We start from the raw sequence: 16365 nt of genomic DNA on the forward strand, positions 1-16365 counted from the left end.
GACGTATCCGATACGAGTTCAACTTTAGATAGCAGTAAACGTTGACCTTGTTGCTCTGTTTGCCAGCCGAATTGGGGCTGGCTTTTTTGTGCGCCACTTGGGGTGTAGCCAGAAAAAGCCCGTGAAGCACAACCTTCACGGGCGAAAAAGGGCACCATATCCGGTGTCTATTCATTTTTGGTGGTGTTCGTTCTTATTTTTATAATGCAATCGCTAATGATTCTGTTGGCATAAATGCATTGGTTATATAACTTTTAACACCTGCATTTTTCATATTTCTGTATAGGCCAACACTGCCCTTGCCTAATGGTTAATTAATCGTGTTTAACCTTAACTCTAAACAACATAGAGCGACGGAAACGACGCTGTTTAGATAAGGGCGCTTGTGCTACGGCTAGATTTCTTCGTGCTTATGAACTAATCCAAAATCCGCCAGGATGGCGTAAGCGGCCGGGATCATAAATAATACAAGTAGTGTTGATGCAAAAATACCAAATACGATCGATATAACTAGGGGCTGGATCACTTGTGCTTGTAAGCTAGTTTCCGTCAGCAGAGGTAACAAGCCTGCCGCCGTTGTCATTGAGGTTAGAAATACGGCTCTAAAACGTTCACGGCTCGCTTTTACTACGGAGTCATGAACGCTATCGCCTTCATCTATGTGGTGCCGAATGTACTGCACCAACAGAATAGAATCATTAACCACAATACCTGCTAGGGAGACAAAGCCCATCATGCTTGGCATACTGAGCGAGTGTCCGAGTAGTATGTGCCCCCACACCACGCCAATGAAAGCCAATGGGATCGCAAGCATGACAACAAAAGGTTCGAGGTAGCTACGGAACTGATAACTTAGTATCGCGAAGACACCAAACAAACCGAGCAAAAAACCTTTACCCATCGAGGTCCCAGTTTCTGCAGTATCTTTTGCTTCACCCTCGAAATCAAAACGTAACCCAGGGTATTTTTGCATTAACTTCGGTGCTTCTTGTTGCTGGAATTGGCGAATGATGGCGGTAGAGTTGACTTTAGTATTGTCGGTATCCCCAAAAACGCTGATGGTACGAAGGCCATCAATGCGTTGAATACGAACATAATTACGCTGGAAATCTAGCGTGGCGATGGTCGCTAATGGAATCTGGCTCCCATCTGATAAGAAAATGGGGAAGTTTGCCAATTGCTGTAAATCGCCGGCTTGAATCTTATCAAGACGGACCTCGATTGATATATTTTCGACCCCAACTTGTATTTCATCTGCGGTTTGGCCAAAGAACGCTGCCCGAAGTTGGTTGGCAATCAATTGGCCATTGATCCCATATGTTTCTGCTCCCGGGCGTAATTTAACTAATACTTCTTCTTTACCCATACGCATGTCATCCAAAATGCCGTGCACACCTTCAAACTCATTCAGGTATTGTTGAATATCAATGGACGCGGCTTTCAGCGATTCTAGATCATCATGTTTCGCGCGGATCTCTATTGCTCTTCCTCCAGGCCCCATTGTGGGTTGCTTGAATACCAGAGAAATAGGATCGGCAAGTTCACCGATGTCTTCGCGCCATGCCGTAATGAAATCATCGATGAGAGTGTTACGGCTTTCTGCTCCTAACAAGTCGAGGCGTACTGTCGCAATGTGTGGGCCTGACTCATTGGCGTCGGCATTGGTGTTAAACTGACGGGTAATGTGTAAAACCAGTGGAGTGCCATTTTCGACGTTCTGCGTCCACTCTTTGTCCAGTTTTTGCGCGGATGCGACTATCTTATCTACCACAGCCTCGGTTTGAGATAGTGAGGAGCCCGGGGGAAGAATAATACGCGCCTCTGCGATATCACCATCAAGCTCAGGAAACGGTTGGAACTTGAGCATGCCACCAATTAACGTTGAGGCTGAAATCAATAATAAAGTGATGACACCGCCCATAAAGCCATAGCGATATACAATTACTTTGTCGACAGCATTTACTAAGGTTGTATTACGGAAGTTCTCAAAACGTTCCAGCAGTTTTTGCTTAAATTTAGCGGTCGATTTGTCTTGCTTTTGTTTGTGTAGTGAGTGTGAAAGGTGATTTGGCAGAATCAAAAACGCTTCAATCAAGCTAAGCGTTAATACCAATATCAACACTTGCGGCACAGCCTTGAGTACGGCGCCCATCTCGCCGTCTAAGAACAGTAAACTGCCAAAGATACATACCGTGGTTAAAAAAGAGGACATTACACCGGGGAGTACCTTTTTCACCCCGTTAATGACCGCATTGTCTATGTCATCCCCACGGTCAAGGTGGGAGGCAATGGATTCCGCTATCACAATGGCGTCATCCATCATAATACCGATCGCCATAAGAAGACCGACCAAGGACATAATATTAATGGATAGTCCTAGCTGCGCCATTAAGAATAAGCCTCCCAAAAAGGCAACGGGTAATCCTGCGGCAACCCAGAAGGAATAGCGAAAGCTGAAGAATAGCCACATAGTGGCAAACACTAATACAATACCCTGCCAACCATTCTTCACCATCATGGTTAGGCGATCCCAAAGAACGGAAGAGAGATCGTTGGTGAGTTGTAGCGTAACACCATCAGGGGCAATGGCTTGTTGTTCCTCGACAAATTGAACCACGCGCGCTTTGATTCTAAGCGCGTCATCTTCTTTGTTTTTACTCACTTTAAGTAGTGCGGAAGGATGACCATCAAAGAGGATCTTTTGTTCATCTAACTCAAAACGGTCAGTAATGGTTGCGATATCTCGTAGGCGAATGATGGAACCATTTGGCCCAGAGCCGACGACAATCGTTTCCAGTGCTTCGGGGGTAATACGCCGTTCATCAAAACGGATCAGAAAGTTCTTGTCCGGCGTTTCAACATTACCACTAGGGAGTTTGACGTTTTGACGCCCAATTTGCGTCGCAATATCACCCACACTTAGCCCTAGTTGACGAATGGCTTGTGTATCCAGTTCTATGCGATATTGGTGATCGGAAAAGCCTGCAACGTCAACAAGGGAAACGTCATAATCACGCTTTAACGTCCGTTTAAGCTGCTCGGCGTAGTCTTTCAGCTCCGGCCAAGTGGTATTTGCGGTAATCGCGACATCAACGACAGGCTCATTCCAATCCAACTCCTGCACCATGGGGGATTCAATCTCCTGAGGAAAGTCATTAATTGAATTGATTTGAGTTTGCACATCGACCAGCATGCGTCCGATATCGGCTTTCTCATTTAACTTTAAGATCAAACGAGCGGAGCCTTCAATGGCCTCACATTGCGTTTCTTCAATATTGGCCAACCCGTCGACGGCATCTTCCATGCGCACACAGATACTTTCTTCTACTTCTTGCGGGGATGCGCCAGGGTAGACCACGCCAGCCATGATATAAGGTGGATCAAATTCCGGAAAGGTTTCTCGCTTGATGGTAGAGAGAGAAGAGATACCCAAAACCAGCAGCGTCAACATCAACAAGTTTGCGGCAGTAGGGTGTTTGACGAAGAATCGAATCATAAATCAGACTCCTCGATAACCGTTTCAGGCTGCTGTGGCGCTTCTTTCAATAACATGCCGTTGATCGCAGGCAATAAGTCATTAATGATCAACTTTTGCCCTTGCTCTAGTTCACCATCAATCACGACTTGGTTGTCACGACGATAAAGTACTTCAACGGTAACGACTTGCAGTCGGTTATCTTCGCCCATGAGATAAATCTTATCACCATGAAGCGCACGCTCTGGGATCACCCAACTTGGGTTTTCCTGACCTTCAATACGCGCTTGAACAAACATGCCATTGACGAGAGGCGGTGCAGAAGTCGGGGTCAGCGATCGATAATCTTGCTGGATTTCTAAGATGACGCCTGCAGTGGCTTGACTGGGATCGACGGTTTCACTGATTCGTGCCACTTTGGCTGGCCAGTGAGCGGAGAGATTACCGCTGTTGAGTTCAATAAACGCATGGATAGATTCGGTATCCGGTTGTGGTATGCCTGATTCATCACGGGTAAACTCGCCAATGCTAGCGGCCAGAGTTTGCATATCATGGATCGAAAGCTGTGCTTCCACTTCCATGATATCGATGCCATGAGCTATCACCATAATCTGTTGTAAATTAACAACTTGATTTTGCTCGATATCGACTTCTGCGATACGCAAATCGTATGGCAACTGAATGAGGGTTTTATCCAACGAGCGCTTTGCTTCATCGACTTTGGATGCGTTTACTTTTACGAGGGCTTGGGCGACTTTTTTCTCATCTGGCATTAGGCCAATTTGATTCTCAATATCCAAAACCAACTTGCGTTGTGATAGTGCGTTTTGCTGTTGTTGATCGACATCCGATTGAGATGTTAGCCCTTTCTTACGTAAATTCTGCTTACGCTCGAGTTCCTTATTTGCGATTTTGAGTCGATTAGCTTCAATCTTTAATGTTGCTTTAAGGTTGGCTTCTTCCTGATTCAACTTTGCGAGGGAGGTTTGCGCCGATTTGAGATCGGCTTGCGCTTGAACTAGCTTGAGTTCGTAATCAAGAGGGTCGATACGAAGGATTTCAGTACCAGATTGCAGTACTTGACCTTTTTCTAAGCGTGGGTGACGGTAAACCACTTTTCCCGTGACTTCCGCGATGGCTTTCCATTCGACTTTTGGTGCTACTTTGCCAAATCCGATCGCAACGGGGGCAATGGCTTGGAGTTCCAACGGAATGGTTTCCACCAACCTTGCTCTGTCTCTAGTAGGTTTTACTGGCAGATCTGGCTTGAGGTTAATAGCGAGAAACAGAATGATGATCCCGACCCCAAGAGCAGGAAAGAACAGCAGCTTTTTATTCATTTTCATAGCGGTCGCCCGAGTCTAGAAATCCGTGTTTCATCAGTTGTATGTTGTGCTCAAACAATCGGTTGAGAAAGTCCTCGTTAAGTTCAATACCGTGGATAGCAAGCAGTGCGGGTGGTGCCATAAATGGGAACACCATTAAGCTAATGTAAGAGACACGACAGAGTTTTGGATCGGCGTCTTTACGCAGTACGCCACTATCAACCAATTTGTCGAACAGGATCCCTTGCATCGGCTGGCTAATGTCAGCAAACACTTTCTCTAATAGCTTACGTTGAGTGTCTGAAGGAGGCATATGCATGACTTGAGAAATCAAGCGTGGGAACTGTGGCACCTTGATCATTTCGCGATAGTAGGTGCGCATCAAGTCGAGGAAGTTTTTTTCGCTGCTATCGGATACCAAAGCCTGCATTTGCTTTTGCATCGGCGATAGCGTCTCACGCAACATGGTTTCGAACAGCCCTTCTTTGTTGCCAAAGTAATATCGAATCATAGCGACATTGACTCCGGCTTTTTTCGCGACAAGTCGCGTGGAGACCTTATCATAAGCCATGATAGTGAACAGTTCCCTGGCGTGATAAATGAGCTTCTCACGTGCATCGATTTGGTTGGTGGGTCTACCTGCCCGCCGATACGCTTGTGTCACTGCTGATCCTCAAGATATTAAACGTATGATTAATTATAAGACGCTGATTTTCTATACGACATGCGAAAAATTAATCATTATTTAATCAAGTGATTAATTTTGTGACACCAATGAAAAGCGTAGTGAAGTCACGCACTTTATTTTGAATTTATGCGTTGTAACCCACTTTGGTTGGAGTAACCAAAGATTCCCGATCGCACGCTTTCGTCGTGACCACGAATGGTACCAATAGTGTCAGAGATCGTTCAAATAGGCATTTTGGGGATGTTTGAGGGGATATAACAAGAGCCCAATCAAGGGCTCTTGTTCGTTTGAGTGGGTTAAATCAAACCTTGCTCTTTCGCCATGTGATTTGCGATGCTCGGCGCTTTCCAGATGCTAGGCAGCAAAATGAAAGACACCGGAACTGCGGTAATCACGATGAAAGATTGCAACGCAGATATACCGCCAGAACCCATTGAAATCAGAGCAATAGCGACAACCCCCATCATGATTCCCCAGAAGGAGCGAATCACCGCATCTGGCTCTGTTGAACCCGTCATCACCACACTGATAGTGTAGGTCATTGAGTCACCGGTGGTGACGATGAACGTGGTGGTTAGGACCAAGAACAAGATAGAGATGATCATTGGGAATGGTAGCTCAGAGGTAATGGCGAGCAGAACCGCAGGTAGGTTAAAGCCTTCGAATGCTGAAGAGATTAATCCTGGATTCTCCAATTCAAATGCTAAACCGCTACCACCCACAATGCTAAACCAGAAACAAGTGATGAGTGGTGCTGCGATACTAATTGACAGGATCATTTGTCGGATTGTGCGACCACGTGAGATGCGTGCGATAAAAATCGCCATCATTGGACCATAGCCGATAAACCAGCCCCAGAAAAACACAGTCCACCAACTTAACCAACCAGTGTCACCACGATAGAGCGCCATCGGGAAGAAGTTGTCTACCATGCGACCCACACCTTGAACATAACCATCTACGATGAAGCTGGTTGGGCCGAAAAATAGAATGTAGCCAATTAAAGCAACTGAAAGAACGATGTTGTAACGGCTTATTATTTGGATACCTTTACTAACACCACTTAATGCAGAGAGGGTATACATAAGAATCGCCACGGTAATAACGAAACTTTGAGTTGTGAAGCTGTCGGGTAAGCCAAACAGAGAGTTAAGTGCGTAACTGATTTGAAGCCCTAAGAAACCAATTGGACCTATTGTTCCCGCAGCGACAGCGATGATGCTACAGGCGTCGGCGACATCACCAATCCAGCCTTTGATCGCTCTGTCACCAAAAATTGGGTAAAGCAAGGTGCGAGGTTTGAGCGGCAAGCCTTTATCATAATGCAGGTGCATCAATACCACCGAAGAAAGGCAACCTAGGATTGCCCATGCTAAAAAGCCCCAATGCATGAAAGACTGAGAAAGCGCATTAATTGCGGCCGTTTTAGGAGAAGCTTCACCAAACAGTGGTGGAGCAGAAACAAAGTGGGCAATAGGCTCAGCGGCCGCCCAGAAAACACCACCGCCAGCAAGTAGCGTGCAGAGCACGATCGATAACCACTTAAAAGTGTCGATTTCTGGTCTCGCTAAACCACCCAAACGCACGTAACCAGTACGACCGAGAGCGATAGCCAAACCAATAAGAAAGTTGAGAAGAAGGAGAACTTGCCAAAAGGCACCGAAATATTGAGTGGCGTAACTAAAGCCAGCGTTGACCATTTCAGTCAGAGATTGCGCGTTTATAAGTGCGAGTAAGACAAACAAACAGAGGAAGCTTCCACTTAACCAAAATACAGGGTTAGTGAGTTCAAGACGTTTTACGAGGGATGGGGGATGAATGGCAGAATAGTCTGCTTCCTGAATAGGAGCATGAGAGGCGGTATTCGTCATATTTGACATAATTACTTCGCTTTTTAGGGCTCGGAAGCCGTGCATTTCCCTTACACTATTTACATTAAAAAGTGTGAGGATGTTCAAAAAGCCGCTGATGGTAACATGAAACTGATACATATATAACCGCCGTTTCACGATTCACCTCTGATTGTCAGGCAAGTGATTGATTTAACAAAGAGACTTTTCCTCCGTTTCCCTACGGGGTTTGAGCCGATGCTGTATTTGAGCCAAGTGCAACAAGTGATGGCAATAAAAACCGCGTTCGACCATTGGCGTACGATTTATCCTGTATGCCGTGGCATGTTGTATTGGCAGCTCAACGATAACTGGTCAGTGAGTTCGTGGTCGAGCTTGGAATACAGTGGCCGTTGAAAGCCGCTTCATTACCATGCTAAACGCTTTTTTGCTCCGCAGTATTTGGTGTGTTCAGAACACACAGGCGTACTGAGCTTACATCTTCTGAATGACGCCAAGGTGGCAGTGAGTGTAGATGCGAAGCTGCAATGGGTTAGCTGGCAAGGTGAAGTGAAACAGTCTTGGCAGTTAGAACAAACGGTCTTTCCGGATAGTAATACTATTGTTTGGCAACTGGATGAAGATGTTGATGCGCATGAACTGAAAACTTTACCACTGGAGAAGGCTCATATTGAAGTGAGTAGCGAGGGAAGCCAAATTACATTGATGGCAGATAAGCCTGCTTTCTTTGTCCATTTAGGATGTGATGCCGATGGTCTATTCAATGATTCTAGTTTCACTTTGTTGACGAACAAGCCTGTGACAATGGAGTTTTTGGTTTGTGAGGTTACTGAGATGGCAGCCTCTCTTCGAGTTGCAGTAACGGCGACAATCAAAAAAGGGAGCAGTCATGGCTCCCTTTGTTATCTCATTTTTTCCAAGTTTCGCAAATTTAGTGCTTCAACTTGTTGTGTATTCGGTAACCTAGCACGTAGCCAAGGTAGAACAGTGCAACAAGCGTAATGATGGCTGCAACATAAGCAAGAATATGATTCAGCCCGAGCCCAAATGCAAGAGTGAAGGCAATGCCGTTTATCGCCTCCATTGGAATGTTATACCAAGCAGAATGTACCGTTGAACCGAATAAAATCAAAGTGCTCAATAAAACGATTGTGCCGCCAAGCAAACCTGCCCATCTGCTGCTGTTCATGTTTATCTCTACCGTTACCAACTACGTAACAAAATATTTCAGGGGGAGTATTATACTACTTACATTGGGGTAAAGTGTTAGCACTATTTTAATAATTTATATTCAAGTATTTTTACTATGCTTAGGTATTTTCATTTTAACTTATCAAACTAATAAAGTATGGGATGATAAGTGCGTTAGCTAAATCTATGAAGAAGGCGCATACCAAAGGAACAATAATGAAGGCTTGATGCGAGTTACCGTATTTTTTTGCCACAGCAGACATGTTCGCCATCGCCGTTGGTGTCGAACCTAATGAAATCCCGCCAAAGCCAGAGCACACAACAGCAGCATCGTAGTTCTTTCCCATGAGTGGGAAAACAACGAAAATCGCAGTGCATATCGCGACCAAAAATTGCGCGCCGAGAATGATGAAAATTGGCCCTGCCAAATCGACCAATGCCCACAACTGCATGCTCATTAATGACATTGCTAGAAAAGCGCCGAGCGCCATGTCGGCGATCAGGGCAACGGCCGGTTTTCTAGCGGGCCAGCGTGTACCCGTTATGCGCGGATAAGAAGTAGGAACGATATTGGACATTAGAATACCCGCAAACAGACAGGTCACAAAGAGTGGCAGCTCTAGACCTAGGCTACTTACCCCTTCATTTAATATGGCACCTAGAATAATACAAACGTGAATGGCTAACATTGCATCTAGGAAGTCATAGGCGTTAATGGCAACTTGTGATTCATCTTGTCCAGTCCCCACATCCATTTCTTCCACTTGCTCAGGTTTGAGGTTGTGCTTATTAATTAGATGCTTGGCGATAGGTCCACCCATAAAACTGGCAAGAATCAACCCAAAGGTCGCACTTGCGATACCGATTTCCATCGCAGTGTTAAGATCGAAGATCTCTGCAATTCTTGGTGACCACGCGATCGCCGTTCCGTGCCCGCCAATTAAAGAAACTGTGCCGCTTAATAGTCCAACAGCTTCAGGCTGATCTAACATAGTCGCAATACCGATACCGGTAAGGTTTTGCACCAGCATGTAGCCGATGGTCACAGCCAGCAGGATGAGTAGAGGCTTCCCACCTTTGAATAAGTCTTGCAGGCTTGCATTGATACCAATAGTGGTAAAGAAGTACACCAGTAAAAGATCACGAGTTGCGAGGTTAAACTGTACATCGATTTGGGCAACATAGTGGAGAATAGTAAAAAGGACGGACACCAGTATTCCGCCAGAAACGGGCTCAGGAATACTGAACTCTCTCAAGAAGTTACTGGCCTGAGTCAGACGTTTACCGAGGAATAATACGATGATCCCCAAAGTAACCGCCAAGAAAGACTCGACTTGTAACACGCCATCAATGAAATCCATACTTACTCCTGTTATGGGTGATGTGCAGAGTTTGTGCACTTATTTATTAACCATAGTAACTTGTTTGTACAGCATCCAATTGCGTTTTGATGAATTTGAACTAAGTCGGGTTGTGGGTAAAAATTTGACGGGTAGTGGGTAGTGGGTAGCGGCTAGATTTGAGGTTTGCTATGAATATTCGGCCCGGTTCCCAAAAAGGTTAGCGCGCTGTGTTTGCGGTTTGCCTTTACTCTCTTTGTCTTGTGCTTCAATCACTGCAATCTCATCGCAGCTTAAGAAGGAGTAATAACGCAAGAAGTGGTGAACATCGGCATTTCCGCAGACAACCAGAATTGGTAGAAGGCGTAAGGTGAGGTTTTACTTGGATCCAACCAGACTGCACCATCTTCAGTTTTGCCAAACTTAGTGCCATCAGATTTGGTAATGAGTGGTCAGGTTAGTCCGAAGAACGGCTCGCAGTAGGCTTGGTAATCGAGATCGTTACGCGTGACGTTTTTGCCCATCACATCTTTGAGCGTAAAGAGGCCTTGTTCTTTTTTGGTGTTAAGCTTCTGATAAAACGGGTCGTTTTGAAAAGAGGTGGTGAGATAACGTTGGAACAGTAGCTCGCGCTCATTCTCAATCGAATCATACAGATAGATAGGGTGTTTACCTACACGATAACCAAGGATCACTGCGCAATCAAAACTCAATATGGAACCAATGACACGCATCAGTTTCGGCGTGAAGCTTGGTGAGTTAAGGGCAAAAATTGTCTCTGCAAGCTGAGTGTTGAACGCGTCGTTAGGCATGGTGATTCGAGAGTTCGATAAAGGTTGGGGTAAGCATAACGCGATTGGCTATTGTCCCAAAGTAATCCGCAATTTCGTTGCTAATGCAACATGGTGAGTATGGTGGCGTACTGTATGAGATTCCTAGTCTCACTTAGGTTCGTGGAATGACGGTAAAAGGGAGCGTATCGCTCCCCATAAATAAACCATTGTGTCCGAAAGGTTACTGTGAATCGGTCAGCTCTTTATTGACCCAGTATTTTGAGCCAGAAAAGTTTGCATCAACCAACAATCCTGTGGTGTTGAGTTGATAGACTGCAACGCCGCTGTTGAATTGCGCTGTCATTTCTTCGCCGTCCGCGCCAGCAACTAAAGAGGCTTCGCTCGATGCTTCCCAGCCTTCTTCAACAAAGGTGTTGAAGTCTTTTTCTTTCTCAAACAGCACCACTTGTTGGTAGAACTTACCACCAACGCCAAACGCAACACCAGCACCAAACATGTTCATGTAAGTGCGTTTGTCGGTCAATTTGTTAACCGCAACTCCGGAGCCTGAATTCGTGTGAAACATCAGCGACAGTTTGCGAGAATCAAACACCGCATAGCCGTAAGCTTTGTCGTAAAGCATTTTGGCTTCAGGTTTCTCGTTAAACAGTTTGAGTAGAGTGCTATCCGCCATGAGGTCAATCGCTTGGCGAGCCTCTTCTGGTGTGTCGCCCTCCATCAGTTCATCGATTTTTTTGTCTGCGGCATCTATCCATTCTTTACTGGTTTCGATGCTGGCATCGGTCCATTCACCTGCGGTATTAATCGCTTCTTCAGACCAATTGGTGAAATCTTGCCAAGCCTGTTTGGAGAACTCTTTGGTGCTATCCCAAGTCTCTTTTGCAGTATCAGATACGGCATCTCCTAGGTCTGAGAGGCTGTTCGAGATGTCATCCCAGTCAGCATAAGCCGGAGAAGTGAGCAAAGTTAAGGCAGTGATAAGAGCAAGAGACTTTTTCATATATCCGTTCTTTTATGAAATAGGATTGTTTTTATTTTAGGTGAAAAAGCGAAAGGGGAGTACGAAAGGAAGGCATAGCTTGGGATTCAGTCACGAACTCACATTACTTTGACATGGAGAACAAAGAAAAAGCCCTCAAACCGGAGCTTGAGGGCTATCTCATTGACTAGGGAAGAGTGGCTTATTTACGCACGTTGCCTAGCTTTAACCACGTATCGATAACCGTATCTGGGTTTAGGGAAACAGAGCTGATACCTTGTTCCATCAACCATTCGGCTAGGTCATCGTGGTCTGATGGGCCTTGACCACAGATACCCACGTATTTACCTGCTTTGGTTGCCGCATCAATGGCCATTTGTAGCATGGCTTTTACCGCAGGGTTACGTTCGTCGAATAGGTGGGCAACATCACCTGAGTCTCGGTCAAGACCAAGGGTTAGCTGAGTCATGTCGTTTGAGCCGATAGAGAAGCCGTCGAAGTACTTCAAGAACTCATCTGCCAGAACCGCATTGGATGGCAGTTCGCACATCATGATCACTTTTAGGCCGTCATCGCCACGTCGTAGGTCGAACTTCGCCAACAAGTCGATAACCGATGCTGCTTCGCTTGGCGTACGTACGAATGGAATCATGATTTCAACGTTTTTCAGACCCATCTCATTACGAACGCGTTTGATTGCCTGGGTTTCTAACTCGAAACAGTCTTCAAACACTGGAGAAATGTAGCGAGACGCACCACGGAAGCCCAGCATTGGGTTCTCCTCATGGGGTTCGTAACCTTTACCGCCAACCAAGTTGCTGTACTCGTTCGATTTGAAATCAGACATGCGAACGATGACGCGTTTTGGCCAGAATGCAGACGCAATCGTCGCGATGCCTTCTGTTAGCTTGCTGACGTAGAAATCGATTGGGCCTTTGTAACCACGGATACGCTCTGTGATTTCTGCTTTTAACTCATCGCGTTGCGCATCAAAGTTCAGCAGTGCTTTAGGGTGAATACCAATCATCTTGTTGATGATGAATTCAAGACGAGCAAGACCCACACCTTCGTTTGGAATCTGAGCGAAGTCGAATGCTCGGTCTGGATTACCCACGTTCATCATGACTTTGGTTGGTAGCATTGGCAGTTCATCAACGGCAGAGCGTTTCACTTCGAACTCCAACTCACCTTGGTAAACGCAGCCTGTTTCGCCTTCAGCACACGACACCGTAACCGTCTCACCGCCCGTCAGCTTGCTAGTGGCATTGCTACAACCGACGATTGCTGGAATACCAAGTTCACGAGCGATAATGGCAGCGTGGCAAGTCCGCCCCCCACGGTTCGTGACGATTGCCGAAGCCTTCTTCATCACGGGTTCCCAATCAGGGTCAGTCATGTCAGTTACCAGCACATCGCCTTCTTGCACTAATGACATTTGGTCTAGAGAGTCAACCAAGCGAACAGGACCTCTCCCGATACGCTGACCAATTGCACGACCTTCGACCAGTACGTCCGCTTTGTTGCTTAGCTCGTAACGTTCAATCACGTTTTGCTCGCTTTGAGAACATACTGTCTCTGGACGTGCTTGCACGATGTAAAGCTTGCCGTCGATGCCGTCTTTTGCCCACTCGATGTCCATTGGACGCTGGTAGTGCTTCTCGATGATCATCGCTTGTTTGGCGAGCTCTTTGATCTCTTCGTCATTGAGTGAGAATGCATTGCGCTCATCTGCTGATGTATCAATGATGTCTACTTGCTTGCCGATCTCTTGGCTGTTTGAGTAGATCATCTTGATCTGTTTAGATCCGAAGGTCTTCTTAACGATTGGGTGTTGACCCGCTTCTAGCATTGGCTTGTGAACGTAAAACTCATCAGGGTTAACCGCGCCCTGAACCACCATTTCACCCAAGCCCCAAGAAGAGGTGATGAATACGACTTGGTCGAAACCAGATTCCGTATCTAGGGTGAACATAACACCAGAAGAGGCTTTGTCCGAGCGCACCATGCGCTGAATACCCGCCGATAGCGAGATGCCACGGTGGTTAAAGCCTTGGTGTACACGGTATGAAATTGCACGGTCATTGAACAGAGAAGCGTAAACGTGCTTAGTTGCTTCTAATACTGCATCAATGCCTTTTACGTTTAGAAACGTCTCTTGCTGACCAGCAAATGAGGCGTCCGGTAGATCCTCTGCGGTTGCTGACGAGCGCACTGCAACAGAAATCTCAGGGTGGCCTTCAGTCAGTTCTCGGTAATTGTCACGGATATCTTGCTCTAGATTGGCAGGGAATGGGGCATCTAATACCCATTGTCGGATATTGGCACCTGTCTTACGCAGCGCTTCTACATCTCCAACATCCAGTTCATCAAGCAGTTGATGAATGCGCTTATCTAACCCTTCGTGATCGAGGAATTGATTAAACGCATAGGAGGTAGTGGCAAAACCGTTGGGAACAGAAACACCAACATTGGCTAGGTTAGAAACCATCTCACCAAGTGAAGCGTTTTTACCGCCGACTTTGTCGACATCATCCATGGATAGACCATTGAACCAGAGGGTGTTCTTTTGCATGTTTTTTCTCCAGAAACATTGCAGCTTTTGTAGGGGGACTTAAAGGCAAACGTTTACGCCCTGGTTGAAAAAATGTGAAATAAATTTCAAACCTGTGGTGAACGTAATTGAAAGCTGAACTTATTTGTTAATATTATGTTGATTATCCTAGTCAAGTGGTTTTGAAAATCTAAATACAAATGCAAATTAATAACCAAAGTCGTGATGTATTCTATGTTTCTGACGGAACAGCCATAACATGTGAAACGCTTGGGCATGTTGTTTTGGGCCAGTTTCCTTTCATCCCTAACGAAAAAGCCTTCCCATTTGTAGAAAGCGCAGACAAAGTGGCCGATGTAGTCAAAGAAATAGAAACTTCCTACCAGCGCAATGGTGTTAAACCATTAGTGTTTTTCTCAATAGTGCTGCCTGATGTTCGTGAAATACTTCGAACAGCCCCTGCCTATTGCTATGACGTACTGGAGAGTATCGTACAAAAAGTTCAGGACGATACTCAAATGGAGCCTCAACCTAAATTACAGCGCTCCCGTAGCGTAGGAAAAGATTCTGACACCTACTTTGATCGTATTGCTGCTATCGAATATACACTGGCACATGATGATGGGATTACTCTAAAAGGATTAGAAGACGCAGATATTATTCTGCTTGGCGTGTCGCGTAGTGGCAAGACGCCAACCAGTTTGTATATGGCGATGCAGTTTGGCTTGCGAGTGGTCAACTACCCGTTTATTGCGGAAGACATCAAGTTGATGCGGTTGTTACCAGAGTTTGAAATTCATCGTCACAAATTGTTTGGTTTGACGATTAATCCTGAGCGTTTAACTGAGATTCGAGAGAATCGCATGTCGGGCAGTGAGTACGCCAGCACTGAGCAATGTAAGCTTGAACTTGATACGGTTGAAGCCCTGTTTAGGCGAGAGGCGATCCCTTACATCAACACTTCGTCTTTGTCGGTAGAAGAAATTACCACGCGGATCATGGAAAGGACGGGAATGAAGCGTCGTTTGTTCTAGTCTGTCAGTTCCGATGTCACGAGTTACAAGATAAATCGTGACATCGAGACGGGCAACTAGGTTCGCAAGTTTTGTGGGTGAACCTCGCTTAAAGTGTCGCCTTGAACTGTTCTAGCAGATCTTTTTGTGTGACAGTAAGGTTGGTTGGGGTATCAACATGCAGCGTTACGATTAAGTCGCCAGTGACACCTTTACGGTTTTTCACGCCTTTGCCCGTCATTTTAAATTTACGACCACTTTGAGACCCGGCAGGGACTTTGAGTTTGTAGCGGCTATCTAAGACTTGGATTTCGACTTCGCCACCTAGTGCAGCATTGACCATGTCAATATGAGCGGTACACAACAGGTTATCTTTTTCTCGTTTTAGAAAAGCATGATCACGAGTATTGATAACTAGTAGCAGATCACCGTTTGGTCCTCCATTGATGCCAGGAGCCCCTTTGTTAGAGAAACGGATTTTTTCACCATCTCGAATGCCTGGTGGGATCTTAACATTGATTTTTTTCTGTTCGCCATTAACTGGCAACTCAACGATTTTCTCCGTACCTTGAATGGCATCGACAAAATCAACCGTTAAGGTGAATTCGTGATCCTGCCCTTTGCTTGGTTGAGATCGTCCACCTCTAGTTTGAGAGAAAATATCATCAAAGCCGCCAAAGCCACCGGAGCTTCGGCCAAACCCACCAAAGCCTTGACGGCCGAACGCACCACCAAAGATATCTTCAAATCCACCAGACTGATAATGCCCGCGACCATCGTGGTGACCATTGTCACTCGAGCCTTGAAAAGCGGCGTGGCCAAATCGATCATATTGCTGACGTTTCTCGTCGTCAGTTAAGATTTCGTAGGCTTCTTTTATCTCTTTGAACTTTTCTTCTGCTGATTTATCTCCCGGGTTTTTATCGGGATGGTATTTCATTGCGAGTTTTTTATAGGCTTTCTTGATGTCTTTGGTTGACGTATCTTTAGGAATACCCAAAACCTCGTAATAATCTCGTTTGGACATATTCACCGCTTATTCTAATTTTGTTTTGATCGAAAAGAGGGCGTAAGAGTTACCTCAAACGCCCGCATATACAAGTCTTATCGACACTAGGCGACCTAGACAGCCTAGTTAACAAGGTTTATTTCTTGTCGT

General features: G+C 45.7%; 11 protein-coding genes and 2 pseudogenes. 2 read left to right on the forward strand and 11 right to left on the reverse strand.

The features are described from left to right. Positions 1 to 394: 394 nt before the first annotated feature. From ACVA54_RS03025 to ACVA54_RS03040, 4 genes are all read right to left on the reverse strand, one after another. Positions 395 to 3496 carry an efflux RND transporter permease subunit gene (locus tag ACVA54_RS03025; RefSeq protein WP_099079672.1) on the reverse strand — a complete coding sequence of 1034 codons (3102 nt, stop codon included), beginning with the start codon at positions 3494 to 3496 and terminating at the stop codon, positions 395 to 397. Then, entirely contained in the window at positions 3493 to 4821 is a 1329-nt protein-coding gene (locus tag ACVA54_RS03030) for an efflux RND transporter periplasmic adaptor subunit (protein ID WP_446649393.1), read from the reverse strand. Before ACVA54_RS03030 ends, ACVA54_RS03025 begins: the two co-directional genes overlap by 4 nt. Then, positions 4808 to 5464: a TetR/AcrR family transcriptional regulator gene (locus ACVA54_RS03035; protein WP_099079674.1), complete on the reverse strand. Its 657-nt coding sequence runs from the start codon at positions 5462 to 5464 to the stop codon at positions 4808 to 4810. Before ACVA54_RS03035 ends, ACVA54_RS03030 begins: the two co-directional genes overlap by 14 nt. 320 nt (positions 5465 to 5784) lie before the next feature. Next, positions 5785 to 7368: a BCCT family transporter gene (locus tag ACVA54_RS03040; RefSeq protein ID WP_182852653.1), complete on the reverse strand. Its 1584-nt coding sequence runs from the start codon at positions 7366 to 7368 to the stop codon at positions 5785 to 5787. A 177-nt stretch (positions 7369 to 7545) separates the two neighbouring features. Here ACVA54_RS03040 and ACVA54_RS03045 point away from each other — a divergent pair. After that, positions 7546 to 8340, forward strand: a pseudogene (locus tag ACVA54_RS03045) (glycoside hydrolase family 2 protein); the annotation flags it as partial. Here the strand turns inward: ACVA54_RS03045 and ACVA54_RS03050 are convergent. The 6 genes and pseudogenes from ACVA54_RS03050 to ppsA form a co-directional block, all read right to left on the reverse strand. Then, a complete protein-coding gene (locus tag ACVA54_RS03050) occupies positions 8270 to 8527 on the reverse strand; it encodes a hypothetical protein (protein WP_099079675.1) in 258 nt (85 codons plus the stop codon). The pseudogene ACVA54_RS03045 and the gene ACVA54_RS03050 overlap by 71 nt on opposite strands. 136 nt (positions 8528 to 8663) lie before the next feature. Then, positions 8664 to 9890, reverse strand: coding sequence for a sodium/glutamate symporter (gene gltS / locus ACVA54_RS03055; RefSeq protein WP_099079676.1), 1227 nt, complete (start codon positions 9888 to 9890; stop codon positions 8664 to 8666). A 272-nt stretch (positions 9891 to 10162) separates the two neighbouring features. Next, complete coding sequence (locus ACVA54_RS03060; RefSeq protein ID WP_409119919.1) at positions 10163 to 10315, reverse strand: hypothetical protein; 153 nt, start codon at positions 10313 to 10315, stop codon at positions 10163 to 10165. 9 nt (positions 10316 to 10324) lie between these two features. Next, positions 10325 to 10681, reverse strand: a pseudogene (locus ACVA54_RS03065) (LuxR family transcriptional regulator); the annotation flags it as partial. 202 nt (positions 10682 to 10883) lie between these two features. Beyond that, positions 10884 to 11663: a hypothetical protein gene (locus ACVA54_RS03070; RefSeq protein ID WP_099079677.1), complete on the reverse strand. Its 780-nt coding sequence runs from the start codon at positions 11661 to 11663 to the stop codon at positions 10884 to 10886. A gap of 181 nt (positions 11664 to 11844) precedes the next feature. Next, positions 11845 to 14214, reverse strand: a complete 2370-nt coding sequence (gene ppsA / locus ACVA54_RS03075; RefSeq protein ID WP_446649394.1) for a phosphoenolpyruvate synthase — start codon at positions 14212 to 14214, stop codon at positions 11845 to 11847. Between the two features lie 179 nt (positions 14215 to 14393). Between ppsA and ppsR the strand changes: the two genes are divergently transcribed. Next, on the forward strand, positions 14394 to 15227 hold the full coding sequence (gene ppsR / locus ACVA54_RS03080; protein ID WP_446649395.1) for a posphoenolpyruvate synthetase regulatory kinase/phosphorylase PpsR: 834 nt from the start codon (positions 14394 to 14396) through the stop codon (positions 15225 to 15227). A gap of 88 nt (positions 15228 to 15315) precedes the next feature. Here the strand turns inward: ppsR and ACVA54_RS03085 are convergent, their stop codons facing one another. Next, on the reverse strand, positions 15316 to 16233 hold the full coding sequence (locus ACVA54_RS03085; protein WP_446649396.1) for a DnaJ C-terminal domain-containing protein: 918 nt from the start codon (positions 16231 to 16233) through the stop codon (positions 15316 to 15318). Positions 16234 to 16365 lie beyond the last annotated feature (132 nt).

The organism is Vibrio sp. PNB23_22_6 (assembly GCF_052877535.1).